This is a genomic window from Bosea beijingensis, from assembly GCF_030758975.1.
GTDB classification, from domain to species: Bacteria; Pseudomonadota; Alphaproteobacteria; order Rhizobiales; family Beijerinckiaceae; genus Allobosea; species Allobosea beijingensis.
Window position 1 is genome coordinate 2,191,473 of sequence record NZ_CP132359.1, and the last position, 25,558, is coordinate 2,217,030.

23 protein-coding genes are annotated in these 25,558 nt (G+C 68.1%); 13 read left to right on the forward strand and 10 right to left on the reverse strand.

Features of this window, described 5'->3' with window-relative positions; genetic code table 11:
* Positions 1–2: 2 nt before the first annotated feature.
* From nikC to eda, 6 genes are all read left to right on the forward strand, one after another.
* Complete coding sequence (nikC, locus tag Q9235_RS10560) at positions 3–908, forward strand: nickel transporter permease (protein WP_306226999.1); 906 nt, start codon at positions 3–5, stop codon at positions 906–908.
* 4 nt (positions 909–912) lie between these two features.
* Positions 913–1,770 (forward strand): ABC transporter ATP-binding protein, encoded by an 858-nt coding sequence (locus Q9235_RS10565; protein WP_306227002.1) that lies wholly within the window; start codon positions 913–915, stop codon positions 1,768–1,770.
* Positions 1,767–2,519, forward strand: coding sequence for an ABC transporter ATP-binding protein (locus Q9235_RS10570; RefSeq protein WP_306227004.1), 753 nt, complete (start codon positions 1,767–1,769; stop codon positions 2,517–2,519). Before Q9235_RS10565 ends, Q9235_RS10570 begins: the two co-directional genes overlap by 4 nt.
* Positions 2,520–2,854: 335 nt before the next feature.
* Positions 2,855–4,357 carry a glucose-6-phosphate dehydrogenase gene (gene zwf / locus Q9235_RS10575; protein WP_306227005.1) on the forward strand — a complete coding sequence of 501 codons (1,503 nt, stop codon included), beginning with the start codon at positions 2,855–2,857 and terminating at the stop codon, positions 4,355–4,357.
* A complete protein-coding gene (pgl, locus tag Q9235_RS10580) occupies positions 4,357–5,043 on the forward strand; it encodes a 6-phosphogluconolactonase (protein ID WP_306227006.1) in 687 nt (228 codons plus the stop codon). Before zwf ends, pgl begins: the two co-directional genes overlap by 1 nt.
* 39 nt (positions 5,044–5,082) lie before the next feature.
* A complete protein-coding gene (eda, locus tag Q9235_RS10585; protein WP_306227009.1) occupies positions 5,083–5,727 on the forward strand; it encodes a bifunctional 4-hydroxy-2-oxoglutarate aldolase/2-dehydro-3-deoxy-phosphogluconate aldolase in 645 nt (214 codons plus the stop codon).
* A 160-nt stretch (positions 5,728–5,887) separates the two neighbouring features.
* Here the strand turns inward: eda and Q9235_RS10590 are convergent, their stop codons facing one another.
* Together Q9235_RS10590 and Q9235_RS10595 are read right to left on the reverse strand one after the other, a co-directional pair.
* Positions 5,888–6,994 carry an NAD(P)/FAD-dependent oxidoreductase gene (locus Q9235_RS10590; protein ID WP_306227013.1) on the reverse strand — a complete coding sequence of 369 codons (1,107 nt, stop codon included), beginning with the start codon at positions 6,992–6,994 and terminating at the stop codon, positions 5,888–5,890.
* Between the two features lie 11 nt (positions 6,995–7,005).
* The gene (locus Q9235_RS10595; protein WP_306227015.1) at positions 7,006–8,178 is read right to left on the reverse strand and encodes a M20 aminoacylase family protein; all 1,173 of its coding nucleotides are present in this window, start codon (positions 8,176–8,178) and stop codon (positions 7,006–7,008) included.
* A gap of 557 nt (positions 8,179–8,735) precedes the next feature.
* On the opposite strand from Q9235_RS10595, the gene Q9235_RS10600 reads away from it, so the two are divergent.
* Positions 8,736–9,047, forward strand: a complete 312-nt coding sequence (locus tag Q9235_RS10600; protein ID WP_306227017.1) for a peptidoglycan L,D-endopeptidase MepK — start codon at positions 8,736–8,738, stop codon at positions 9,045–9,047.
* 10 nt (positions 9,048–9,057) lie between these two features.
* On the opposite strand, the gene Q9235_RS10605 is transcribed toward Q9235_RS10600, so the two are convergent.
* Together Q9235_RS10605 and Q9235_RS10610 are read right to left on the reverse strand one after the other, a co-directional pair.
* Entirely contained in the window at positions 9,058–10,041 is a 984-nt protein-coding gene (locus tag Q9235_RS10605) for a threonine ammonia-lyase (protein WP_306227019.1), read from the reverse strand.
* An 89-nt stretch (positions 10,042–10,130) separates the two neighbouring features.
* Positions 10,131–11,387 (reverse strand): peptide ABC transporter permease, encoded by a 1,257-nt coding sequence (locus Q9235_RS10610; protein WP_306227021.1) that lies wholly within the window; start codon positions 11,385–11,387, stop codon positions 10,131–10,133.
* Positions 11,388–11,623: 236 nt separating this feature from the next.
* On the opposite strand from Q9235_RS10610, the gene Q9235_RS10615 reads away from it, so the two are divergent.
* Together Q9235_RS10615 and mobA are read left to right on the forward strand one after the other, a co-directional pair.
* Positions 11,624–12,139, forward strand: a complete 516-nt coding sequence (locus tag Q9235_RS10615; RefSeq protein WP_306227024.1) for a DUF2478 domain-containing protein — start codon at positions 11,624–11,626, stop codon at positions 12,137–12,139.
* A 33-nt stretch (positions 12,140–12,172) separates the two neighbouring features.
* A complete protein-coding gene (gene mobA, locus Q9235_RS10620; RefSeq protein ID WP_306227027.1) occupies positions 12,173–12,799 on the forward strand; it encodes a molybdenum cofactor guanylyltransferase MobA in 627 nt (208 codons plus the stop codon).
* A 6-nt stretch (positions 12,800–12,805) separates the two neighbouring features.
* On the opposite strand, the gene Q9235_RS10625 is transcribed toward mobA, so the two are convergent.
* From Q9235_RS10625 to Q9235_RS10635, 3 genes are all read right to left on the reverse strand, one after another.
* Positions 12,806–13,207 (reverse strand): SRPBCC family protein, encoded by a 402-nt coding sequence (locus Q9235_RS10625; protein ID WP_306227029.1) that lies wholly within the window; start codon positions 13,205–13,207, stop codon positions 12,806–12,808.
* 83 nt (positions 13,208–13,290) lie between these two features.
* On the reverse strand, positions 13,291–14,406 hold the full coding sequence (locus tag Q9235_RS10630; protein ID WP_306227031.1) for an Mrp/NBP35 family ATP-binding protein: 1,116 nt from the start codon (positions 14,404–14,406) through the stop codon (positions 13,291–13,293).
* Positions 14,407–14,433: 27 nt separating this feature from the next.
* A complete protein-coding gene (locus tag Q9235_RS10635; protein ID WP_306227034.1) occupies positions 14,434–14,691 on the reverse strand; it encodes a sulfurtransferase TusA family protein in 258 nt (85 codons plus the stop codon).
* Between the two features lie 152 nt (positions 14,692–14,843).
* Between Q9235_RS10635 and Q9235_RS10640 the strand changes: the two genes are divergently transcribed.
* Positions 14,844–16,088 (forward strand): molybdopterin molybdotransferase MoeA, encoded by a 1,245-nt coding sequence (locus Q9235_RS10640; RefSeq protein ID WP_306227037.1) that lies wholly within the window; start codon positions 14,844–14,846, stop codon positions 16,086–16,088.
* Here the strand turns inward: Q9235_RS10640 and Q9235_RS10645 are convergent.
* From Q9235_RS10645 to Q9235_RS10655, 3 genes are all read right to left on the reverse strand, one after another.
* Positions 16,085–16,855: a TIGR02186 family protein gene (locus Q9235_RS10645; RefSeq protein ID WP_306227040.1), complete on the reverse strand. Its 771-nt coding sequence runs from the start codon at positions 16,853–16,855 to the stop codon at positions 16,085–16,087. The two genes, Q9235_RS10640 and Q9235_RS10645, sit on opposite strands and share 4 nt — an antisense overlap.
* Positions 16,852–17,781: a sulfite exporter TauE/SafE family protein gene (locus Q9235_RS10650; protein WP_306228205.1), complete on the reverse strand. Its 930-nt coding sequence runs from the start codon at positions 17,779–17,781 to the stop codon at positions 16,852–16,854. The genes Q9235_RS10645 and Q9235_RS10650 overlap by 4 nt, the downstream gene beginning before the upstream one ends.
* A 182-nt stretch (positions 17,782–17,963) precedes the next feature.
* Entirely contained in the window at positions 17,964–21,329 is a 3,366-nt protein-coding gene (locus tag Q9235_RS10655) for an SEL1-like repeat protein (RefSeq protein WP_306227043.1), read from the reverse strand.
* A gap of 356 nt (positions 21,330–21,685) precedes the next feature.
* Here Q9235_RS10655 and Q9235_RS10660 point away from each other — a divergent pair, with 356 nt between their 5' ends.
* The 3 genes from Q9235_RS10660 (at position 21,686) to Q9235_RS10670 (ending at position 25,545) form a co-directional block, all read left to right on the forward strand.
* Positions 21,686–22,141: a MerR family transcriptional regulator gene (locus tag Q9235_RS10660; RefSeq protein WP_306227046.1), complete on the forward strand. Its 456-nt coding sequence runs from the start codon at positions 21,686–21,688 to the stop codon at positions 22,139–22,141.
* Positions 22,142–22,408: 267 nt separating this feature from the next.
* Complete coding sequence (locus tag Q9235_RS10665) at positions 22,409–24,196, forward strand: acyl-CoA dehydrogenase C-terminal domain-containing protein (RefSeq protein ID WP_306227048.1); 1,788 nt, start codon at positions 22,409–22,411, stop codon at positions 24,194–24,196.
* A 140-nt stretch (positions 24,197–24,336) separates the two neighbouring features.
* Positions 24,337–25,545 (forward strand): acetyl-CoA C-acetyltransferase, encoded by a 1,209-nt coding sequence (locus tag Q9235_RS10670; RefSeq protein WP_306227050.1) that lies wholly within the window; start codon positions 24,337–24,339, stop codon positions 25,543–25,545.
* Positions 25,546–25,558 lie beyond the last annotated feature (13 nt).

Here is a 25,558-nt window from a genome sequence, read left to right on the forward strand (position 1 = left end):
ACATGAGCGATACCTCCTCCGCCGGCCTGCATGCCTGGCTGATCAGCGACTCGCCGGAGTCGCGCCGCCAGGCCCGGCTCGGCCAGCTCTACCGGCAATGGCTCGCCTTCAAGCGCAACCCGATGGCGGTGGCGGGCCTCGTCATCATCGTCCTGCTGCTGCTGGTTGCCGCCTTCGCGCCCCTGATCGCGCCCTTCGACCCGATCGCGCAGGCGCTCGACAAGCGGCTGATGCCGCCCTCGGCGACCAATTGGTTCGGCACCGACGCGCTCGGCCGCGACATCTTCAGCCGCATTGTCTACGGCACGCGGATCACGCTGGTCATCGTGCTGCTGGTCGTCGTCACCGTTGGCCCCTTCGGCCTGCTGATCGGCGCGATCTCCGGCTATTACGGCGGCTGGGTCGACCGTCTGCTGATGCGCATCACCGACGTCTTCCTCGCTTTCCCACGCCTCGTGCTGGCGCTGGCCTTCGTCGCGGCGCTCGGCCCCGGCATCGTCAACGCCATCATCGCCATCGCGATCACGACCTGGCCTCCTTACGCCCGCGTCGCCCGCGCCGAGACCATGGTGATCCGCAACCAGGATTACATCGCCGCGATGCGCCTGCAGGGCGCCTCGCAGGCCCGCATCATCTGGAAGCATGTCGTGCCGATGTGCATGTCCTCGCTGATCGTGCGCACCACCTTCGACATGGCGGGTATCATCCTGACCGCCGCCGGCCTCGGCTTCCTCGGCCTCGGCGCCCAGCCGCCGATGCCGGAATGGGGCGCGATGATCTCGGCAGGCCGCGAGCAGATCTTCGACCAGTGGTGGGTCGCGACCTTCCCCGGCGTCGCGATCTGCATCGTCGCGCTCGGCTTCAATCTGCTCGGCGACGGGCTTCGCGACGTCATGGATGCGAGGTAAGCTGATGACGAGCGAGCAGCCTCTTCTCGAGATCGACAATCTCAAGGTCGATTTCCACACGCCGACCGGCATCGTCCGGGCTGTGCGCGGCCTCTCCTTCACGCTCGGCCGCGAGCGGCTTGGCATCGTCGGCGAGTCCGGCTCGGGCAAGTCGATGACCGGCCGCGCCATCCTCGACCTGATACCGCATCCGGGCGTCGTCAGTGCCGATCACATGCGCTTCCGCGGCCAAGACCTGATGACGATGGATAAGGGCACCAGGCGCAAGCTCCGCGGCCGCCACATCTCCATGGTGATGCAGGACCCGAAATTCTCGCTGAACCCGGTCGAGACCGTAGGCAGCCAGATCGCCGAGGCCTATCGCATCCACCGCAAGGCCGGCCCCCGCGAGGCGCGCGAACGCAGCCTCGCCATGCTGGAACAGGTGCAGATCCGCGAGCCCGCCCGCGTCTACGACCTCTATCCGCACGAGGTTTCGGGCGGCATGGGCCAGCGCGTCATGATCGCGATGATGCTGATCGCCGAGCCTGAGGTCCTGATCGCCGACGAGCCGACTTCGGCGCTCGACGTCACGGTCCAGCTCCAGATCCTCAAGATCCTCGACGATCTTGTCGCCGAGCGCGGCATGGGGCTGATCTTCATCAGCCACGACCTGCATCTCGTGCAGTCCTTCTGCGACCGCGTCATCGTCATGTATGGCGGCAAGGTCATGGAGACGCTGCCGGCGGCCGAGCTCGCCGATCCATCCGCGCGCAGCCGCCGCCATCCCTATACGCTCGGCCTGCTCGAATGCCTGCCGGACCTCGATCACCCGCGGGCGAAGCTCGCCACCCTCAACCGCGACCCGGCGTGGCTGGCATGACGAACGCAGCGATCTCCGTCGACAAGCTCAACGTCTCCTTCGGCGATTCCCATGTCGTGAAGGACCTCTCCTTCGATGTCCGCAAGGGCGAGAGCTATGGCCTCGTCGGCGAGTCCGGCTCGGGCAAATCGACCGTTCTGCGCGTGCTCTCCGGGCTCAACCGGGAGTGGAGCGGCAATGTCGCGATCGAGGGCGCCGTCCAGCCCAAGGTCCGAGACAAGGCGTTCTACCGCAACGTCCAGATGGTCTTCCAGGACCCCTATGGTTCGCTGCATCCCAAGAAGACGGTCGACGACACGCTGGCCGAGCCGCTCGCGATCCACGGCCTAGACAATGCCGAAGCCCGGATCGGCAAGGCGCTCTCCGATGTCGGCCTGCCCGCCTCCTTCCGTTTCCGCTACCCGCATCAGCTTTCGGGCGGCCAGCGCCAGCGCGTCGCGATCGCGCGAGCGCTGGTGCTCGAACCCTCGATCCTGCTGCTCGACGAGCCGACCTCGGCGCTCGACGTCTCGATCCAGGCGGAGGTGCTGAACCTGCTCGCGGCACTCCGGCACGAGCGCAAGCTGACATATATCCTCGTCAGCCACGATCTCTCCGTCGTCGGCCATATGTGCGAGCGCCTGCTGGTCATGCAGTTCGGCCGCGCCGTCGAGGAAATGACGGTCGAGACGCTTGCCGCGCGCCAGCCGCAGACGGCCTATGCCCAGCAATTGCTGACGGCGAGCGCGGGCTTCCGGCGCGCGGGCTGAGCGAACTCTCCAATCTCAGCCCTCATCCTGAGGAGCAGCCGAAGGCTGCGTCTCGAAGGATAGTCCAGCTTGCACGGGAGCCTCCTGGAGCATCCTTCGAGACGCCATTCCCAAGGGAATGGCTCCTCAGGATGAGGGCTCACGGGGTGTGCGGTCGCATCGTGAACAGCGCGGGCAACGGCCTTGCGCCGCGCCCTCTTTGCAGCGCGGCAAATCCGTCTCACTCTGGTCGCAGCCTTGCGCTAGCTGCTTCGTGTCCGGTTCCGACCGTAGCTGGCCTGTGAGGCTTCGGCCGGCCCAGCGAACCGGCACCGCCTGACGGAGTTACAGGACTTATGGACGCCATCGTGGACAACGCGCTTCGGCCCGAGACCATTCCCGAACGGACGCCGGTCCCGCCCTTTGATCTCGTGATCTTCGGCGCGGGCGGTGACCTTGCCCTGCGCAAGCTCTTCCCGGCGCTGGCACAGCGCAACCGCGAAGGCGTTTTGCCCGGCGAGAGCCGCATCCTCGCGATCGTGCGCAAGGAGGAGGATGTCGAAGGCCTGCCGAAGCAGATCGCCAAGCGCCTCGACGAGGAGGGCATCCCCAAGGATCAGGTCGAGCCGTTCTTGCGCCGCCTGACCATCGTGATGCTCGATGCCGTGAAGCCCGAGACCTACAAGGCTCTGAAGAAGGCGCTGGGCGACAGCGAGCGCGTGCGCTCCTTCTATCTCTCGACGCCGCCGGACCTCTTCATCCCGATCTGCGAGAACCTCGCCAAGGCCGAGATCCTGACGCCGACCTCGCGCGTCATCCTGGAGAAGCCGCTCGGCCGCGATCTCGCATCGGCGCGGGCGATCAACGATGCCGTCGCGCGCATCCTGCCGGAAAGCCGGACCTATCGGATCGATCACTATCTCGGCAAGGAGACGGTGCAGAACCTGCTCGTCCTGCGCTTTGCCAACACGCTGTTCGAGCGCTCCTGGTCGAGCCGCGACATTGACCATGTCCAGATCACGGTGGCCGAGACGGTCGGTCTGGAGCAGCGCGCCGGCTATTACGACAAGTCCGGGCATATGCGCGACATGGTCCAGAACCATCTTATGCAGTTGCTGACCCTCTTCGCGATCGAGCCGCCGAACATGCTGGAGGCTGGCGCCGTCCGCGAGGAGAAGATCAAGGTGCTGAAGGCGCTGCGCCCCATCGTCGGGCCGGATGTCCAGCGCTACACCGTGCGCGGACAGTACGGCGCCGGCCAGATCGACGGCCAGCGCGTGCGCGGCTATTCCGAGGAGCTCGGCCACGGTTCCAACACCGAGACCTTCGTCGCCATCCGCTGCGAGGTCGACAACTGGCGCTGGGCCGGCGTGCCGATCTACCTGCGCACGGGCAAGCGTATGGCACAGCGCTATTCCGAGATCGCCGTCACCTTCAAGCCGGTCCCGCATTCGATCTTCGGCGGCGGCTCCTGCGACCGGCTCGACGCCAACCGCCTCTTCATCCGCCTGCAGCCGAACGATGGCGTACAGCTTCAGTTGATGATGAAGGTGCCGGGTTCCGGCCGCCTCAAGATCGTGCCGCGCCAGCTCGATCTGCGCTACTCCACCGCCTTCGACGAGCGCACGCCGGATGCCTATGAGCGCCTGCTGACCGACGTGATCCGCGGCGACCAGACGCTGTTCATGCATCGCGACGAGGTCGAGCAGGCCTGGACCTGGGTCGATCCCATCATCGCCGGCTGGCAGGACTACTACCCGCATCCGCATCGCTATGCCGCCGGCTCCTGGGGCCCGTCGCAGGCCATCGGCCTGATCGAGCGCGACGGCCGCTCCTGGGCCGACCCGGATCTGGTCTGATGGCCGGCCCGCTCGCCTGGCATCGCTTCGCCACGCTGGCCGATGCGTCCGAGGCGCTGGCAGAAGCGGTTGCGATCCGCTTGAAGGATCTGCTTGCCGGAAAGGGCAGGGCGCTTCTCGCCGTGCCCGGTGGTACGACCCCGGCCGGCTTCCTCGCGGCGCTCGGGCAGCATGATTTGCCCTGGGAGCAGGTGACACTGCTGCCGACCGACGAGCGCTTCGTCGCGGCCGATGATGCCGCCTCGAACGAGCGGATGATCCGCGCTCAATTCGCGCCGCTTGCGGCTGGGCGCGCGCTCTTCCTGTCCTTCCACGAACATGGCAGCGATATCGAGGCCGCCGCCGCGCTGCTTTGCGCCAAGCTCGCCGAATTGCCTGATATCGACCTCCTCGTGAGCGGCATGGGCGCGGATGGACATATCGCCTCGCTCTTTCCCGGGGCCGAGGCGACCTTCGATACGGCGCTGGACAGCGGCATCGTCGTCGCCCGCCCGCCGGGGCTGCCGCCGCGCTTGTCGCTTTCCCCCGCTCGCCTGCTCGGCGCCGGCTGGGCAAGCCTGCTCGTTTCCGGCGTCGCCAAGGAAGCGGTGCTCAAGGCTGCCCAGGAGCGCGAGCAGCAGCCGCTGCCGGTCGATCTTCTGCTCGGCAGCGCGCGAGGGCTCGACGTCTACTGGGCGAAGGAGTAGAGCCCGGTTTCAAGTTCAAATCGATTGAAAGACGAGACCATGGACGAGACTGCCGCGATTGCCCGGTTGAAGAATTGCGGCGTGATCCCCGTCGTGGTGATCGAGGACGCCTCGCGCGCCATCGACCTCGCCCATGCACTGGTCGCCGGCGGCATCGATGTCGTCGAGGTCACGCTGCGCCGCCCGGCCGCGATGGAAGCCCTCGCCGCGATCGCGAAATCGGTGCCGAAGGCTTTGGCGGTTGCCGGCACGGTCGTGACTTCGGCTCAGGCTCACCAGGTCAAGGATGCCGGCGCGCAGGCCGTGGTCAGCCCCGGCTTCAGCGAGAGCGTCGACGAGGCGCTGCGCAAGGCGGGTCTGCCCTGGCTGCCGGGCGTCGCCACGGCGTCCGATTGCATGCGTGCCGTCGCGGCCGGCCGCTCCACTGCAAAATTCTTCCCGGCCGAGCAGGCCGGCGGCCCGCCGGCCCTGAAGGCGCTCTCCGGTCCGTTCCCGCAGATGACGTTCTGCCCGACCGGGGGGGTGGGGCTCAAGAATCTTGCTGATTACCTCGCCCTGCCGCAGGTCATCTGCGTCGGCGGCTCCTGGCTGGTCCCGGCCGATGCGATCGCCGCGGGTGATTGGAAGCGGATCGAGACGCTGGCGCGCGAGGCGAAGGAAGCGTTTGTGAAGGCGCGCGGATAAGATCGCGGGAAAAGAAGGGTGTCATCCCGTGCGCGCTGCGGCATGTGAATGCCGCTGCGCAGACACGGGACCGCGTGACGAGAAGGCGCCTTTTCCTGAGGACGGTCCCGCATCTGCGCAGCAGCACTTTCGTGCCGCAGCGCGTGCGGGAAGACACCCTTCACGCCGCGAGTTTTTCCCGCACCATCTCCGCGATCGCCAGCGAACTCGTCAGCCCCGGGCTCTCGATACCCAGCAGGTTGACCAGACCGGGCACGCCATGCACCTCCGGCCCGTCGATGCGGAAATCCGGCATCGGCTCGCTCGGCCCATGCAGCTTCGGCCGGATGCCGGCGTAGTCCGCGACCAGCGCGCCATCCGCCAGTCCCGGCCAATAGGTTCGGATCGCCGCGTAGAATTTTTCCGCCCGCGCCGGGTCGACCACCAGATCCTGATCGCTCTCGACCCATTCGACATCGGGGCCGAACTTGACCCGCCCGCCCATGTCGATCGTGGCGTGGATGCCCAGGCCCGCCGCCTCCGGCACCGGGTAGACGAGGTGGCTGAAAGGCTGCTTGCCGGTCAGCGCAAAGTAATTGCCCTTGGCATAATGCTGCACCGGCACATGCTCCGCCGGGAATCCGTCGAGCAGGCCAAGCAGCTTCGGCGCGCCGTGGCCGGCCGAATTGACCACGGTCCGCACAGAATAGGTCGCCGGATCGTCGCCGCCGAAATCGACGCTGAAGCCTTCCGCGCCGCGCCGCCAGCCGGCGATCGGCGTGTTGAGCGCGAGTGAACCGCCGGCTGCCTCGCATTCGCCGAGCAGCGAGAGCATCAGCGCATGGCTGTCGACCACGCCTGTCTCGGGCGAGACGAGCGCGATCTCGCAGCGCACCTCCGGCTCCATCACCTTGGCCTCGGCGCCGGAGAGCCAGCGCAGCGTATCGACGCCCGAAGCCCTGGCGCGGGCCATGATCGTCTCCAGCGCCGGCTTCTGGGCCTCGGAGGTGGCGACGATCAGCTTGCCGCAGGCCTTGTGCGGCAGACCGCGCTCTTGCAGGTAGCGGTAAAGCTTGCTGCGGCCCGCGACGCAGACGCGGGCCTTCAGCGAACCGGGAGGGTAGTAGATCCCGGCATGGATGACCTCGGAATTGCGCGCCGAGGTCTGGGTGCCGATGCCCTCGGCCGCTTCGGCGATGACGACCTCGCGCCCGGCCAGCGCCAGTTCACGGGCAACCGCGAGGCCGACGACGCCGGCCCCGATCACCAGACAATCGATCTCGCTCATCGCCTAAGCCGTCAGGCCCGCTGCGGCATGGCGATCTCGATGAGGCTCGCCCAGTAGTTCACGCCCACCGGGATCGCCGCATCGTTGAACTCGTAGGCCGGGTTGTGCAGGCCGGCCGAGTCGCCGTTGCCGATATTGATGAAGGCGCCGGGGCGCTCCTCCAGCATGTAGGAGAAGTCTTCCGAACCCATGGTCGGCGGCACCTCGGTATTGATCGCGTCCGAGCCGAAGGCCTCCTTGGTCACGCTGGTGGCGAAATCGGTCTGGCCGGCATGGTTGAAGGTCACGGGGTAGCCGAGATGGTACTCCAGGTCGTACTTCATGCCGAAGGCCTTCATCACGCCCTCGACGATCTCGGTGATGCGCTTCTGCGCCAGCGTGCGCATCTCCGGCGTCAGCGTGCGGACCGAACCCTTGATCTCGGCGGTCTGCGGGATGACGTTGAACGCCTCCCCGGCATTCAGCGCGGTCACCGAGACCACGATGGAATCGAGCGGATCGGCATTGCGCGAGGACACGGTCTGCAGCGCGGTGACGAGCGCACAGGAGGCGACGATCGGGTCGTTGACGCGGTGCGGCGCCGCCGCGTGGCCGCCCAGGCCCTCGATCTTGATATGGATGCGGTCGGCCGCGGCCATCGCGGGGCCCTTGCGGATCTCGAACTTGCCGACGGGCACGCCCGGCTTGTTGTGCATGCCGTAGACTTCCTGGATGCCGAAGCGGGTGATCATCCCGTCGTCGATCATCGCCTTGGCGCCGGCGCCGCCTTCCTCGGCCGGCTGGAAGATCAGCACGGCGGTGCCATCGAAATCGCGGGTCTCGGTCAGGTACTTGGCGGCGCCGAGCAGCATGGCGGTATGACCGTCATGGCCGCAGGCATGCATCTTGCCGGGCACGGTCGAGCGGTGCGGAAGATTGGTCTCCTCATGGATCGGCAGTGCGTCCATGTCGGCGCGCATGGCGATGACGCGGCCGGAACCTTGGCTTTTGCCCTTGATGATGCCGACCACGCCGGTCTGGCCCACGCCGGTGGCGACTTCGTCGACGCCCCATTCCCGGAGCTTGTCGGCAACGAGGCCAGCGGTGCGGTGGACGTCGTACATCAGCTCGGGGTGGCGATGGATGTCGCGGCGGATCGCGGTGATTTCCGGGGTCAGCGCCGCGATGATGTCGGTCTTGGGCATCGTATCCTCTGAGATGGTATGGGGCGACCGCGCAGAAAGCGGGTGCCGTCGCGCAGGCTAGCCCAGCCGCGCCCTGCCTGTCCAAGCCGGTGGCGCGCAGGGGATGGGCCTTCGTGGAATGGCGGGCGCTCGCAAGGCCAATCCACCGGGGCATCCCGTGCGCACTGCGGCGTGAAACGCTGCTGCGCAGACACGGGATCGTCTTCAGAAAGGGCGCCTTCTCGGAGGCGGCGAGCAGAGGCACCTTCTCGGCGATTTGACCAAGGGCCATGAACGATCTGGATCACGATAGTGAAATATCCTGAAAACGTGCCAGCCATGATTTGGCCTTGCTTCGCGATTAGCGGAGGCGGCATCCGCTCGGGCCATCGAGATTATCTGGCCTGATCCTTTCCAATTCCCCCTTACATGTCTGGTTCATGATGCGTCGCTTGTCGTTGCTTGCGTTACTGTGCGGTTTCTTGCCTGCCGCCGCCCTTGCTGATGTCACGCCCGAGAAAATATCCTTTCAGCCGCAGGTCAAAAGTCTGGGCTGCCTCAAGCCCGAGACGAAGGCGATGATCGACGAGCTCGTCGTGAAGATCGGCCCGATCCAGATCACTTCGACCTGCGGCGGCCGCCACGCCCGCAACTCCCAGCATTACAGCGGCCGGGCGATCGACTTCCGGCCGATGGCGACCTCGTCGCGCAAGGCTGCCGCCGCCGCTCGTGCGATCGAGAGCGTTGGCGGTGTCGGTACCTATTCCAACGGTCTGGTCCATGCCGATGTCGGCGCGCGCGAGCTGTCCTGGTACGGCCACAAGCGCAGCCGCTACGCCTCGGCCGGCAAGCGCAGCCACTACACGCGTCTGGCCCGCAACAACCGCTGATCGGGCGATCTTAAACCCCGAACTCCGAGCGCCAGCTCTCGATGTCTTCGAGCGCGACGTTCGAGCCGCAGAGCACGAGGCAGATCCTCTCTTCGGGTCGGAAGCTGTCCCTGCGCGCCAATGCGGCCGCGACCACGCAGGCCGCCGCCGGCTCCAGCAATACCCGCCCGTTCTGAAGAACCCAGACGAGTTCGCGGACAGCTTCCGCGTCTGGCACCACGACGATCTCCTCGAGGAACTGCCGCGCGGCCGCCATGGTGCGCTTCGTCGCGAAGGGGGCGCCGAGCGTGCGGGCGATCGAGGTCGGGCGGATCGCGACCGGTTCGCCGGCGGCCAGCGCCTGCGTCATCGTCGTGGCGCCTTCCGTCTCGACGCCATGCAGCCGCACGGCCGGATCGAGGCCCTTGAGTGCCGTTCCGACACCCGCCGAAAAGCCGCCGCCGCCGACCGAGATGAAGACATGGTCGAGCCGCCCGCCGGCATCGGCCGCCAGTTCGAGGCCGAGCGTGCCATGGCCGGCGATGATCGCCGGGTCGTCATAGGAATGGACATGCGTCATGCCCTGAGCGGCGTAGTCTTCCGCCCTGGCGAAGGCGGCCAGGGAATCCTCGCAGAGCTCGACCTGCCCGCCGGCCTCCTCGGTCAGGCGGATGTTCAGCGCCGGTGTTGCTTTCGGCATCAGCACGAGCGCCCGTGTGCCGACCGCGCGCGCAACCAGCGAGACGGCGATGGCATGATTGCCACCCGACACGGTGACGACGCCGCGCCCCAGTTCGGCTTCGCCCAGCCCCATCAGCTTGTTGTAGCAGCCGCGGACCTTGAATGAGCCACCGAGCTGCAGGCTCTCGACCTTGACCCAGGTCTCGACACCGAGCCGCGCGGACAGCCCCGCGCTGTAATAGGTCGGCGTGCGGCGGACCTTGCCGGCGATGCGCGCCGCGGCGGCCTGGACGTCGGCAAGGGTGACGTCGAATGCAGTGACGTCGATTGTCATGGCGGGCTGATCCTCTGCCGGGCGATTCCTGTCCGGCGGCACGAGAGCGCGGCGGATGCCCGGCCGTCAAGCACCGGCCGTTCGGGCGGCTACTGGCGCGGCGGCTGGCCGGCCTTGGGGCGCGTATGGTTGGGCGCACGCGTCGGCAGTGGCACGGCCGGCCGGTCGGTGCGGTACTGGCCCCGCGCGACGGCGCCGAACAGGAGCATCACGGCGGTCAGGGTCATCAGCCACCAGGGCAGCAGCGGCGCGAAACCGAAGACGCTGAGCGCGAAGGCCGTGGTGAAGGCGGCGACGCCGCCGGCGGCGAGCGCCCCGGTCATGCGCCCGGCGGCGCGGATCGCGAAATAGAGGCAGGTTGCGCCGGCAGCAGCCCCAACCAGTCCGAGCTCGTACCAGGTCTCGAACAGCAGGGTTGCGGGAACGGGCTGTGGCAACGTGCCGTTCATCTGGCCGCGCACCACGGTGTCCAGCCCATGCCCGGTGATCAGCTCGATCGGCGATTGCCGGATCACGTCCGCCCAGATCGACAGCATCTGCGCGAAATCGTCGGCACTGTCGGGCAGGACCGCGACAAGCGGCGCCATCAGGAAAGGCAGGACCGGCGCGAACAGCATCAGCCCGGCGACGATCGCCGCGATGATCTGCGCGGCCCGTTCCGGATTGGCCGTGACCGCGCCGAAGGCGACGGCGCCGAAGATCATGGCGATCGTTTCGCCGTCCTCGAAACGGGTCAGCGCCAGCAGCGTCACGACCAGCGCCAGGCCGAGCGCGCTGAGGCCGCGCTCGCGCGAGAGCAGCCAGGCCAGCGCCGGCCAGGCCATGATCAGGATGATCGAGACGCCGCGCTCGACGGCGCCGGGCGGTGTCTCGGCATGGCGCAGCGCCGCGACCGCGATCAGCCCGAGCGCGAAGATGCCGGCGCTGCCGGTGCCGAGCGCAACGAGGTTGAGGTTCGAGGAGCGCATCCGCTCGGGCAGGGCGGACAGGCCGACGAAGCCGAGCACGGCGGCCAGCATCAGATTGCCGGCCTTCTCGGCCGCCGCGGCCGGAAACGGGCTCCAGACCAGCGAGAGAAAGGCCCAGGCGATCAGGCCGATCAGGATCAGGCCGGGGCGGCTGACCAGCAGCGCCCGGAATGTGCCGACGAATTTGCGGGGGTCTTCGATCAAAGCCGCGATGATCAGCAGCGCGATGCCGATCGGCACCAGCACGACGGCGGCCCGACGCGAGACCAGCGCGGCCAGCGGCAGGACAAGCGCCAGCGTGCCGAAGCCGATGCGCCGCAGCAGCAGCGCGGCGTCGGTCGCCGGGTCGAGCGGGGCTTGGGCGTTGTTTCGGATCATGCGTTCCGGCGGGTCCTGACAGCCTCTCGGCCTGCCCGGCCGCCCGGGATGAGCCGCTGCCACCCTAGCGGGCGGAACGACGCCCGACTGTAGGTGCGGCGCAACACTGCAAGCTGTTTTGACATCGTCCAATCGGCGCTGTGGAGCGAGATGATCTCCGCCGGCATCTTCCCGGCGCCCGAGCGGTGCGGCACCGGGGCTCTGGCGAAGCGGCGGCGTTCGTGAGAGAAACCGGCATGACCATGCTGGCAGCCATCCCCTTTGCGAGCGGCTTTCCGATCGATGCCCTCATGCATGGCCTCGTCGGCCGGCTGAAGCGGCAAGGCCTGCGCCTCGGCGGCGTGGTCCAGCACAATGACGCCACCTGCGACGACCGCTGCATGGCGATGTCGCTGGAAGATGTCGCCAGCGGTCGCCGTTTCCCGATCAGCCAGGATCTCGGCGCAGGCGCTTCGGGCTGCCATCTCGATGCCGCTGGTTTGGCCGCTGCCGCGGCCGCTTTCTCCGATGCAATGGCCGGGCGGGTCGATCTCGTCATCGTCAATCGCTTCGGCAAGCAGGAGGCGGTTGGCGAGGGCCTGCGGCAGGAGATCGCCGGCGCGTTGCTGGCCGGCCTGCCGCTGCTGATCGCCGTCCGCAGCGATTTCCTGCCGGCTTGGCGCGAATTCGCCGGCGATGAATGGCTCGAATTGCCCGCTGACGAGGTTGCGGTCGAGCGCTGGGCGCTGGCGGCGACATCGGTCGCGGCTTGATCGCCTCATGATGCCATCCGGAGCGGCATGGGAATGACCGGGCGCGCCGAGCCTGCCACCGTCGGTCTGATCCTCGCCGGAGGACTCGCCCGGCGAATGGGCGGCGGCGACAAGGCGCTGAAGCTGCTCGCGGGCCGGCCGATCCTCGCCCATGTCATCGAGCGCCTGCGCGGCCAATGCGACGATCTCCTGCTCAACGCCAATGGCGATCCCGCCCGCCTGGCTGGCTTCGGTCTGCCGGTCGTCGCCGATACGGTGCCGGATTTCGCGGGGCCTCTCGCCGGTATCCTTGCCGGGCTCGACTGGACTGCAGCTCATCGGCCGCAAACCGATTGGCTGCTCAGCGTGGCCGCCGACACGCCCTTCATTCCCGATGATCTCGCCGCGCGATTGCATTACGCGCGTGTCGCTGCCGGGACCCCGCTCGCCTGCGCGGCCTCGGACGGACGGCAGCATCATACCATCGGTCTCTGGCCGGTCGCACTGCGGGAGGATTTGCGCCGAACCTTGGCCGCAGGCGAGCGCAAGCTCGGTCGCTGGACGCAGCGTCATGGCGTCGCCGTCACCGAATGGCCGGTCGGGCCGCTCGATCCCTTCTTCAACGTCAACACGCCTGAAGAACTCGCCGATGCGGAGCGTCTGGCCGTGAGCGCGGCCTGATCTCGGCTATCCCTCCAGCAGTGCCTTCAGCGCTGCGAGGTCGCGGGCGACCATCGCTGCGTCACGCGCCATCTCGTCATCGGACATGTCGTCGCGCTGGAACAGCGTAAAGACGATTTCGGCCCCGTCGCCATTGGCGACGACGCGCATCGGGTTGTGCATGGCCGGGCCGTGCTCGGGGATGACGGCATGGTCGAGCACGCCATGGTTGTTCGGTTCGCTGAACAGGATGCGCATCGGCCCCATCGGCGTCTCTGCCCGCCAGGTCATGCCCTCGACCGGCACGAAGCTATGGCCGAGCCCTTCTGCCCAGCGCGGGAAGTTCGCGGGCTCGGCAAGGAAGGCGTAGACCTCCTCGACCGGCCGGTCGATGCCGATCCCGATATGGCGGGCGCGCTGGACGGCCATGGCTTTCATCCTCTCAAATATAGAACAAAAGAAGAACAAATTGAGCGGCCTGTCAAGCCGCCGTCGCCACCTGCAACCGGGCGCTACTCGATGACGATGCGCGGGGCCGCCCGCACCGCACCGCCGAGGCTGGCCTGTACCTGCCGCGCCAGTGCGACATAGGCCTTGGCATGGGCGCTCGCGGGATCGCTGGCGACGATCGGCCGGCCGCCATCGGAGGTCTCGCGGATCGGCATGGCGAGCGGGATCTCGCCGAGGAAGGGGATGCCGAGCCGCTCGGCTTCGTGCCGGGCACCGCCATGGGCGAAGATGTCGGAGCGGTGTCCGCAGGCCGGGCAGGTGAAATAGCTCATGTTCTCGACGAGGCCGAGGATCGGTACCGCGACCTTCCGGAACATCGCGACGCCGCGGCGCGCATCGAGCAGGGCGAGATCCTGCGGCGTCGAGACGATGACGGCGCCCGCGAGGGGCACCTGCTGGGCCATGGTGAGTTGCGCGTCGCCGGTGCCGGGCGGCATGTCGACGACGAGTACGTCGAGCTCGCCCCAGGCCACCTCGCGCAGCATCTGGGTGATCGCCGAGATCACCATCGGTCCGCGCCAGATCATCGGCGTCTCCTCGTCGACGAGGAAGCCGATCGACATCACCTTGAGGCCATAGGCCTCCATCGGTGCGAGCGTGCGGCCCGAGACGATCTGCGGCTTGCCGGTGATGCCGAAGATCTTCGGCATGGACGGTCCGTAGATGTCGGAATCGAGCACGCCGACCTTGAGGCCGAGCGTCGAGAGCGCCACGGCGAGATTGGCCGCGGTGGTTGACTTGCCGACGCCGCCCTTGCCGCTTGCAACGGCGATGATCTGCTTCACGCCCGGCACGCCGGTGGGCTTCGGCGCACTGCCCGGTCCCGGGCGCTGCGCCTGCTGGCGCGCCTGCATGCCGGCCGAGGGGCCGGCCTTGTCGGCTGTCAGCCCGACCAGAACCTGCGTCACGCCGGGCAGGCCGCCGACGGCGCTCTCGGCCGCCTTGCGCACCGGTTCCATTGCTGCGGCCTCGGTCGCGTCGATGCCGATCGCGAAGATAACCTTGCCGCCATCGACGAGGACATCGCCGATGCGGCCGGAGGCAGCGAGCGATTGCCCGCTGGCCGGCAGTTTCACCAGTTCGAGCGCCCGCAGGACATCGGCTTGGGAGACGGTCACGTCGTTGGACTCCGTTCACTCACGGTTTCAGGCGGCCTTGCGGATATGGAAGACAAGGGCGCCGTCCGCATCCCCCTGCCGCTCTATGATGCTGCCGGTTTCGCGCGCGAGGTTCGGCAGGTCGATCGCCGCCATCGGGTCGGTGCATGCCACGATCAGCAGGCTGCCGGCGCGCGCGGCGATCAGCGCCTTGCGCACGCGCAGCACCGGGAGCGGGCATTTCAGGCCGCGCAGATCGAGCGGAATCGTGTCCGGGGTCGCGCCCGCAGGGGCCGTTATCGTCATGCTGCTTCATAGGACGGCAGTTCGGGGCGCGGCAACCGCCGCCTTGACGCAGGTCGCTTGACCACACTAACGGCGGCGTCGATGAAGAAGCGATCGATCGGGAGGAAGCGGGTGGCCATGCGCTCAGGCGGCCGAAGCAGGCGAGGGCCGTGATGGCGCGATTGGGCGGCAATCGCAGCGATTCCGGGCTCGTTACGCTCGACGAGGCGGCGGCCGACGCGGTCTCGCGCGTGCATCCGGTTTCCGGCACGCCGGAGCTGCCTCTTGCGAAAGCCGATGGCTACGTGCTGGCGCAAGCGCTGATCGCGCCGCGCGACCTGCCCCCCTTCGCCAATTCCGCGGTGGATGGCTATGCCATTCGCTTTGCCGATCTCGTTGCCGGCGCGGCGACAAGCCTGCCTGTCCGCGGCCGGACGACGGCCGGCGAGGAGCCCGCGATATTGGAGGAACACGGAGCCTGGCGCATCTTCACCGGCGCGCCTGTCCCCGAGGGCGCCGACACCATCGTGATGCAGGAGGATGTCGTCGCGGAGAATGGCGCGGTTGTCCTGCCAGCCGGCATCAAGCGCGGCGCCAATCTGCGCCTGGCCGGCGAGGATGTCGCGCGCGGGCAGGAGGTCTTGCCGGCCGGCCGGCGCCTGCGTCCGCAGGATCTCGGCCTGCTCGCTGCGCTTGGACTGGCGGAGGTCACCGTGCGCCGTCGCCCGCGCGTCGCGCTGTTCTCGACCGGCGACGAACTCGCGGAGCCTGGTCAGGCGCTCGGCCCCGGCGCGATCTATGACGCCAACCGGGCGATGTTGCGGGCCATGCTGGCGCGAGCCGGCGCCGAAATCGTCGATCTCGGCATCCTGCGCGACGAGGCGCAAGCGCTGGAAGCGCAACTGCGCGAGGCCGCTTCCGGTTGCGATCTCGTGCTCACCTCCGGCGGTGTCTCGGTCGGCGAGGCCGATCATGTCCGCGATGCGGTCCTCGCCTGCGGCGCGCTCGATCTCTGGCGCGTGGCGATCAAGCCGGGGAAGCCGATCGCGATCGGCAGCGTCGCAGGCACGCCTTTCATCGGCTTGCCCGGAAACCCGGTCGCGGTCTTCGTCGGCTTCGCCTTCGTCGCCCGCCCGCTGCTCGCCCGGCTGGCTGGCGAAACCTATGCTCTGCCGCGAACCCAGCCGGTCAAGCTGGGTTTCGCGCATGCCAGCAAGCCGGGTCGCCGCGAGTTCCTGCGCGTTTCGCTGGAGCAGGGTGCCGATGGCATCATCGTCGCGCGCAAACACCCTGGCGAGGGCGCGGGGTCGCTCGCCTCGCTTGCGCAGTCGGATGGGCTTGTCGTGCTTGCCGAGGAGGTCGCTGCGGTCGAGGCGGGAGATTGCGCTCCCTTCCTGTCCTATGCCGAACTTCTCTAGTCGCGCCTGAAGATCACACTCGCGCCCCAGCCGAGGAAGAGCGCCAGCAGCACCGTGACGAGACCGTAGAGGATCGCCCAGTCATAGGCCCCCTGGGCGAGGCGCTGCTCGATGCCGGTCTTGATCACCTCGAAATTCGTCTGCTGCCGGGCTAGTGGCACCCCGCCGGAATAGAGCACGATATCGACGGTGTAGGAGCCGGTCGGGGCCGTCGCGGGGATGTCGACCGGTGCGCTGAACAGTGCGCTCGACAGGAAGGTGACGCCGCGCTCCTCGTAGCCGTAGAGATCCTTGCCCTGCATGATCCGCACGAGGCTCTCGCGGAAGCGTCGCGCACCCGGATCGAGATCGACCCAACTGCCGGAGGGCCGCTCGGCATTGACGAGGCCGATCCGCTCGCGCTGCGCCGTCTCGTTCGACATCATCTCCGCGATCGGGCGGTTGCTGGCGACATGCAGGAAGACGGGGTTGTCGGGAAAACGCCGCTGCGTCCGGTTGATCCAGATCGGGCCGAGCCGCTCCTTCTCGCGCACGAGCAGCATGCGCCGCGGCCCGCGCACGGTGACGATGATGTCGTAGGGATCGCCGCGCGCGACGGTGCGGCCATCGCGCTCGACCAGTCCGAACACGGTGAGCTGGCTGCCGGTATAGTTCGAGGTGATCTGGATCTGGTGGCTCGACATCGCCGCGATCAGCGTCTCGGCGCGGGCCGCCCCGGCCGTAAGCCAGATCGCGAGAGTAGCGAGGATTGCGGCGAGCCACCTCATCGCGCGCCCTCCGGCACGACGACCGAGAAGGGCTCGCTCGGCGGGATGAAGAGCTCGATGGCAAAACGAAGGCCGACCGAGAGGATCAGCAGCGCCAGCAGCAGGCGGAAGGATTCGACATTGAGATTGCGGGCTGCCCGCCCGCCGAACTGCGCGCCGATGACGCCGCCGACCAGCAGCAATACGGCGAGCACGATATCGACCGATTGGTTGGTGACGGCGTGCAGGATCGTGGCGCCGGTCATCGTCACCAGAATCTGGAACAGCGAGGTGCCGACGACCACGGCCGGCGGAATCCGGAAAAAATAGATCAGGCCTGGCACGAGGATGAAGCCGCCGCCGACGCCGAGAACGGCGCCGATGAAGCCGATGATGATGGCGAGAAATGCGATCGGCAAAACGCTGCAATAGAGACCGGAACGGTAGAAGCGCTGGCGGAAGGGCAGGCCCATCCACCAGGGATGCATGCCGCCGCGCCGCTTCAGCCGCGCCGGCTTGCCGGCCCGGACGCGAAGCATGGCGCGCAGCGCGTCGTAGAGCATCAGCCCGCCGATGATCGAGAACAGCGTGACATAGGACAGCGTGATGACGAGTTCGAGCTGGCCGAGCCGGCGCATGGTGTTGAAGAACAGCACGCCGAGCACGGTGCCGAGGATGCCGCCGCTGACCAGCACACCGCCGAGCTTGAGGTCGAGCGCCTTGCGCCGGAGATAGGTGAGGACGCCGGTCATAGAGGAGCCGGCAACCTGCGCCGCGACCGTCGCGACAGCGACCGCCGGCGGGATGTCGAGGAAGATCAGGAGGGGTGTGAGCAGGAAGCCGCCGCCGACGCCGAACAGGCCGGAGATGAAGCCCACCGCGCCACTCAGGCCGAGGACCATCAGGACGCTGATCGGCAGCTCGGCGATCGGCAGGTAGATCTGCACGCTTACCCCTCGCAAGGCGGGCGCATGGTCCATTGCCTGCGCCGGATTGGTCCCAGACTAGATCGCCCGGGTTAAAACAAGTTCCTGAAATGGAAAGGCGGGCCGCTTCCGGCCCGCCCTAGGAAACGATTGTTCTTCCTCTCGCGTCAACACGTCGAAAGCATGACGCTGCGCGATGCGGCTCAGGTCCGGGACTGCTTGGCCGGCTTGGGCGCCGCCGCGGTCGGCTGGGGATCCCAGCCCTTGGCGGGCGGTGCAACCTCGTTCGAGGCGGCGTCGAGCGTCTTGGGCTTCCAGCTTGCAGCTAGTCCCTTGGCGGCGGTGAGATCCTCCGCCTTCAGGCGCTGGGCCACCTCGTCGCGCTTGCGGCCGGCATCCTCGTCGCCCTGGCCGGCCGCGACAGAGAACCAGACGAAGGACTGGGCGAGATCGGTCGGCGCGCCGAGGCCGCGTCCGAGCAGCACGGCGAGATTGTACTGGCTGTCGCGGACGCCGAGCTCGGCGGCGCGGCGGAACCACTCCGTCGCCTGGGCGTAATCCGGCTTGCCGGCGACGCCCTCGGCATGGAGGACGGCGAGGTTGTGCATCGCCTTGGCGTTGCCGCGCTCGGCGGCGCGCTGATACCAGATCCGGGCGAGCGACAGGTCGCGCGGGGTGCCGATACCCTTTTCGAACATGTTGCCGACGCGGAACTGGGCCGGTGCAAGGCCGGCGACAGCGGCGCGCTCGAACAGGCGCAGGGCCAGCTTGGGATCGCGCTGGTTGGCGGGGCCGTCGGCGGCTTTGCTCGCCAGTTCGTAGACCGCGCGGGCATCGCCGTCCTGGGCCGCCTTGCGCAGGCCGGCACTGCCGAAGCCGGCCGGCAGGTCGCCGATTCCGGTCACGAGCTGGGCCGATTCGGCCGGCGCGGCGGGAAGAGCGGATGCGGTTTCAGCCGCCGGCGGGGTAGAAGGCACACCCGGGGCAGTGACGGACGGTTCGGGCGCGGCATTGCTGGCCGCGGACTGGGCCGGCGCGTCCTGCGAGGCGGCGGGCAGTGCCGAGGACTGATCCTTGGCGGGAGCCCGTGCAGGCGCCGCAGGCACCTCCGGCTGGGCGGCCGGCGGCGCGATCAGGCTGCGCGCCTCGCTATTGGCAGCCTTGCCGCCATTGCCGCGCAGCGAGTTCGTCACGAGATGGGCGGTGCCCATGGCGAGGATCAGCGCGGCGAGACCGAGCAGCAGCGGGCGCTTGCGCTTCTCCAGGATCTCCTTGAGTCGGCTCGGGCTCTTGGCCGCCGGCTCCGCGGCAGGCGAGGGCGCGGAAGCGGCCGCTTCGCTGGCCGCCTTGGCCGAGCGTCGCGCGGCGGCGATCAGGCTCTGGCGCACCGATTGCGGGTCCTGCGCGCCGACGACCGCGGCCTCGGGACGCGGGCGCCCGGAGCCGGGCTCCAGCGGAATGTCGAAGGCCGTGCTGACCGGCAGGGCGGGTTCGCTGCGGTCGGGCTCGCCGGCCGGGGCGGCGAAGCGGTCCTGCGCGGCGGCGCCGACCGAGAGGTTCAGGTTGTCGCGGATCGATGCGGGGCTGGTCCGGACGACGCCGTCGCCGGCCCGCATCGCTGCGGCCAGTCCATTTGCCTGGGGGCGGCGCTCGCCCTGCAATTCGGCCTCGAGGCTGGCGAGACGCGACATGATCGTCTCGAGCGAGCCATGCACGGCGCCGAGCGCGTCGCGGGTCTGGCGATCCGATGAGACATGGGTGTCGCGCAGGCCCGTGACCAGGCTGGACAATTCCGCAATCCCCTTGCCGGGGGCGGCGGTGCTGGCGGCCTGAACGAGGGCGGCGCGCTCGGCGGCCGTTTCCTCGCGCATCGAGCGCAGGTGTACGACCAGGTCCTGCAGCGTGCGCTCCATGCCGTTTTCGGCCGAGCGGGTCGCGGATGCCTCGTCGAGGCGGCTGGCGATGCCGGAGATCTGCCGTTCGAGGGCGTCGAAGGATTCGGCGTTCGCGCCGGGCGCGCCGGCTTCGTCGATCTTCTCGGCGAGATGCTTCAGCATCTGCTCGATCGGGTTGAGATCGACGGCAGCCGTGCCTTCGCCGACCATCCTGGTCAACTGGCTGGAGGCGGCCAGGCTCTCGACCCGGCCGGATAGCGCCTCGATCTGGCGCGTGACGGCGGAGGGCCCCTGTTCGGCCAGCGTTTCGATGCGCTGCTGCAGCGAGTCGATACGGCTGGCGAGATAGTCGCTCTGGCGCTGCGAAGCCGTCTCGTCGAGCTTCTGCGTGGCAACTTCGTCAAACTTGCGCGAGAGCGCGTCGATCTGCGTGCCGAGAGCCGTCAGCAGGCTGGCGCCCGGAACCTGTCCTCGCTGCGACAGCACGGCGCCGCGCACGTCGTCGATCGCGTTCGCCAGGCTGCGCAACTCGCTCATGTCGGGCTGCACGTCGCGCAGGCGGCCGATCTCGAAGCCGAGCGTGGCGACCTGTTGCGAGAGGTCGTCCAGCTTGTGATCCTGCCCGCCGCTGCCGAGGAGGTCGCGGAGCTCCGCGATATCGCGCCTGACGGGGTCGAGATTGGTGACCTGTCCGCCGCGGGTCGCCAGCGCATCGACCTTGGCGGCCAGATGCGCGATCTCGAGCTGGAAGCGCTGGTAGCTCTCGCCGGCGCGGTCCTGCGACAGCCGCGAGACCTCCGCCTCGATGCGGGTGAGAGGCTTGAGCAGGGGCTCGAACTGGTCGCGCCGGTCGAGCCGGTCGAGCCGGTCGGCCAGCAGGCCGATCTTGGCCTCGATGGCGCTGGTGTCGACACGCACCGGGGCGGCGGGCCGCTGCGGCTGGGCCGGGCGGCGGCTTTCATGGGAGAGACGCGAGCCGATCTCGCGCAGGTCCTCGCGCAAGGCCGAGATGCGCTCGGGCGCGACCGCGGGCTGTCGCGGAGCGGCCATCTCGTCGGTGTCGAGGAAGCGCTGGCGCGTGCGGATATCGGTGACGGCGGCGGCGAGCCCCTCGCGGCTGAAGGCGAGGCGCGGCGCCTGCTCGGCACGGGCCTGCTGCACTTCGGCGCCGCGGCGCTCGATCTCGGCGATGCGCTCGCCCATCGTCTTGATCGCGTCCGCGATGACGTTGGTGGCGCGTTCCTGCCGCTCGGCCGAGCCACGCTCGCTCGACGACAGGCGGTCCTCGGTCTTCTCGATCCAGCGGGTGATTGAATCCAGCGCGCCGGCCGTGCGGGTATTGGCTTCGCGTGTCAGGCTTTCGAGCGCGGCCGCCTGGCCGACGAGGCTGTCGATCGCCTCGCGTGACGGATTCGGAGCCGGTTGGCGCGGCGCGGTGTCGGTCCGACCCTGCGACAGGCGAGCCAGGCGCTCGGACAGGGCGGCGATGTCGAGCTGCTCCGGCGCGGCCGGGGCAGGGACCGCGGCGGGGAAGTGCGCCTCCTCGCTCTCGTCGCGGATCTTGTGGTCGAGCCATTCGCCCAGTGTCATGCCCGCCCGGCGGGCTGCCGCCTTGGCTGCATCGCGCGTCCGGGGATCAACGCCCTTGACGCTCCAGGGCAAGCTATTGGCCATGATCTCGCTCGCCTAAGGGGGACCTTGTCTGCGGCAGGCGAGGCCCCCTGGTGCCGTCGCCTTCCGCGCGAACCTTGGCTGATCGTGAAAATACCGTTGACGAAGCCACGACGCCGATGCGCGTTCCCGACATTTGGCCGGCATGGTAAACAGCAGGTTAATAACCGGGGTCCCGATCGTTAATTTTTTGCGAATGCCCCATGGGAAGCGGCTCGTCAGGGACATGTAACGGTAACTTACCCCGCCGGAGCCACGTATTACCTGACGCTGCGGGAGCGCCCCCTTTATCACTGTGACATCGATCGACGCCGTCAGAAGGACGGCGATTCGATCCCATCGCAAGGATTGCAGCTTTCATGTCACGCCAAAGCTTGGCTATGGCGGGTTCTCCGATTCATGAAACCCGCTCCGCCTCCTCTGCCGAAGCCGACCAGGCCGGCGATTTCACCATCAGCGACCTCGCCCGCGATTTCGGCGTGACGCTGCGCACGCTCCGCTTCTACGAGTCGCGGGGCCTGATCGCGCCGAGCCGCTCCGGCATGACGCGCATCTACTCGGCCCGCGACCGGGCGCGTCTCGCCCTGATCCTCAAGGGCAAGCAGCTCGGGTTCACGCTCGTCGAGATCCGCGCCATGCTGGCCAACGAGGACAAGAAGGGTGGGGCGGGCGATAGCGCCGCCACCGTCGGAGGCCTCCAGCTCAGCCGGGATCAGATCGTGGAGCAGCTCGACCTGCTGCGCAGCCAGCGCGCCGAGATCGAGAGCGCGATCGCCGAGCTCGAAGCGTCGCTCTCGCGGCTTGGCAAGGCCTGAGCGACGGCTCCCCAGCCCCCGTAAGCGCGTCATTCCGTGCGCGCCGTAGCGTGAAACGCTGCTGCGCAGGCATGGGATGACAGTGGCCTCCACAAAGCCCCGGCTTCGCCGGGGCTTTTTTCATGGCCGCGTCACGCTCCCGCCATCCCGAGGACGACAAAATCGCAATGTCGCGGTTGCGTCGCCTGTCGAGATTGTTTATATATGAACTATCTTGATGCGGCGATAGCGATCAGGCGCCGCCTTTGCGACGAGAGGGAGGATCAGATGCCGGTCTACAAGGCACCCGTCGACGACACGCTTTTCCTGCTCAACGACGTCTTCAACATCGAACGCTACAACAACCTGCCGGGCTTCGCCGACGCGTCCTCCGACGTGATCGAGGCCGTGCTCGGCGAGGGCGCCAAGCTCTGCGAGGAGGTCCTCCAGCCGATCAACTATTCCGGTGATCAGGAGGGCTGCACCCGCCACGCCGACGGCCGCGTCACGACGCCGAAGGGCTTCAAGGCGGCTTATGAGGCCTATGCCGGCGGCGGCTGGATCGGGCTTGCGATGGACCCGGAATATGGCGGCCAGGGCCTGCCCTATACGCTCGGCGCCGTGATGAACGAATACGCCTCGGCGGCGAACATGGCCTTCGCCATGTATCCGGGCCTGACCATGGGCGCGATCGCCGCGCTCTACGTCCATGGTTCCGACGAGATCAAGCGCACCTATCTGCCGAAGATGATCGACGGCACCTGGTCGGGCACCATGAACCTGACCGAGCCGCATTGCGGCACCGATCTCGGCCTGCTCAAGACCAAGGCCGTGCCGAACGGCGACGGCTCCTATGCCATCTCCGGCACCAAGATCTTCATCTCGGCCGGCGAGCAGGACATCACCGGGAACATCATCCATCTCGTGCTCGCCCGGATCGAGGGCGCGCCGGCCGGCGTGAAGGGCATCTCGCTCTTCGTCGTGCCGCGCAACAAGCTGGGCGCGGACGGCTCGGTCGGCGCCAATAACGGCGTGTCCTGCGGCTCGATCGAGCACAAGATGGGCATCCACGGCAACGCGACCTGCGTCATGAACTATGACGGCGCGCAGGGCTGGCTGGTCGGGGCGGAGAACAAGGGCCTCAACGCCATGTTCGTGATGATGAACGAGGCCCGCCTCGGCGTCGCGATCCAGGGCCTCGCCCAGTCCGAGGTCGCCTATCAGAACGCCGTCGCCTATGCGAAGGAGCGCTTGCAGGGCCGCGCGCTGACCGGCGCCAAGGAGCCGGCCAAGCCGGCCGACCCGATCATCGTCCACCCCGACGTGCGCCGCACGCTGATGTCGATCAAGGCCTTCAACGAGGCCGCGCGCGCCTTCGTGCTCTGGAATGCGCTGAAGTCCGACATCGCCCATCGCTCCGGCGACGCGGCCGAGCGTCAGGCGGCCGACGACCAGCTTGGCCTGATGACCCCGGTGCTCAAGGGCGTGCTCACGGATGTCGGCTTCGATAACGCGGTGAAGGCCCAGCAGATGTTCGGCGGTCACGGCTATATCGCCGAGACCGGCGTCGAGCAGTTCGTCCGCGATGCCCGCATCGCCATGATCTACGAGGGCGCCAACGGCGTGCAGGCGATGGACCTCGTCGGCCGCAAACTCGGCCGCGATGGCGGCCGCGGCATCATGGCCTTCTTCAACGAGGTCGGCGGCTTTCTGAAGGAGAATGCCGAGGACGAGGCTCTGAAGCCGCTGCTCGGACCTTTGCAGGTTTCGTTGGGCCATCTCCAGCAGGCGGCGATGTGGTTCATGAACAACGCCCTCGCCAAGCCGGACAATGCCGGCGCCGGCGCCAACGACTTCATGCACCTGCTCGGGCTGGTCTCGCTCGGCTATATGTGGGTGAAGATGGCCAAGGCCGCGCAGGAAAAGCTCAAGGCCGGTGCCGACGAGCGGATGAGCGGCAAGCTTGTCACGGCGCGGTTCTTCATGGAGCGTACCTTGCCGGAAACCGCCGCCCATCTGGCGCGTATCACCTCCGGTGCGGACACGACGATGGCGCTCAGCGCCGAGCAGTTCTGATCGCATTGCCATCGTGCCCGGGCCTGGCCCGGGCATATCTTGATGAGTTCGCCGGATGGGAAGATGGTCGGCCCAAGCCGACCACGACGTCCGGCAGGAAAACAAGCCGCCGGGTCGCGGCAGGCCAGGGAGATCCCTCGATGGCAGACGCATTCATCTACGATCACGTCCGGACGCCGCGCGGCAAGGGCAAGGCCGACGGCTCGCTTCATGAGGTCACGGCGATCGAGCTCGGCACCCAGGCGCTGCGCGCCATCAAGGACCGCAACAACCTCGATCCGCTCCTCGTCGAGGACGTGGTGATGGGCTGCGTCGACCCGGTCGGCGAGGCCGGTGCCGATATCGCCCGCACCGTTGCGCTCAAGGCCGGCTACGGCAAGGAAGTGCCGGGCGTGCAGATCAACCGCTTCTGCGCCTCGGGCCTCGATGCGGTGAACCTCGCCGCGGCGCAGGTCATGTCCGGCCAGAAGGAGATGGCGATCGGCGGCGGCGTCGAGTCGATGTCGCGCGTCGGCATGGGCGCCTCGGGCTTCGGCATCGCGGTCGATCCATCAGTCGCCATCGACACCTATTTCATGCCGCAGGGCGTGGCCGCGGACCTGATCGCGACCAAATACGGCTTCTCGCGCGACGATGTCGACGCCTTCGCCGTGCGTTCGCACCAGCGCGCCGCAAAGGCCTGGGCCGAGGGCCGCTTCAAGAACTCGGTGATTCCCGTCACCGACGTCAACGGCCTCGTCCTGCTCGACCGCGACGAGACGATCCGGCCGGGCACCGACATGCAGGCGCTGGCCGCGCTCAAGGCCTCCTTCGTCCAGATGGGCGAGATGGGCGGCTTCGACGCGGTCGCGACCGCCGCGCACCCGGATGTCGAGTTCGTCAACCACGTCCATCATGCCGGCAATTCCTCGGGCATCGTCGATGGCGCGGCTGCCGTGCTCGTCGGCTCGAAGAAGGCCGGCAAGGCTGCTGGCCTCAAGCCGCGCGCCCGCATCAGGGCTTTCGCCACCGTCGGCTCCGATCTCGCGCTGATGCTGACCGGCCCGGTCGACGTCACCGAGCGCGTGCTGAAGAAGGCCGGCATGTCTATCAAGGACATCGACCTGTTCGAGCTGAACGAGGCCTTCTCCTCGGTCGTGCTGCGCTACCAGCAGGCGCTCGACATCGACGACGCCATCCTGAACGTGAATGGCGGCGCCATCGCCATGGGCCATCCGCTCGGCGCGACCGGTGCGATGGTGCTGGGCACCGTGCTCGACGAGCTGGAGCGGCAGGACAAGCAGACCGCGCTGGTGACGCTCTGCGTCGCCGTCGGCATGGGCGTCGCCACCATCATCGAGCGCGTCTGAGCGGAACGGTAGG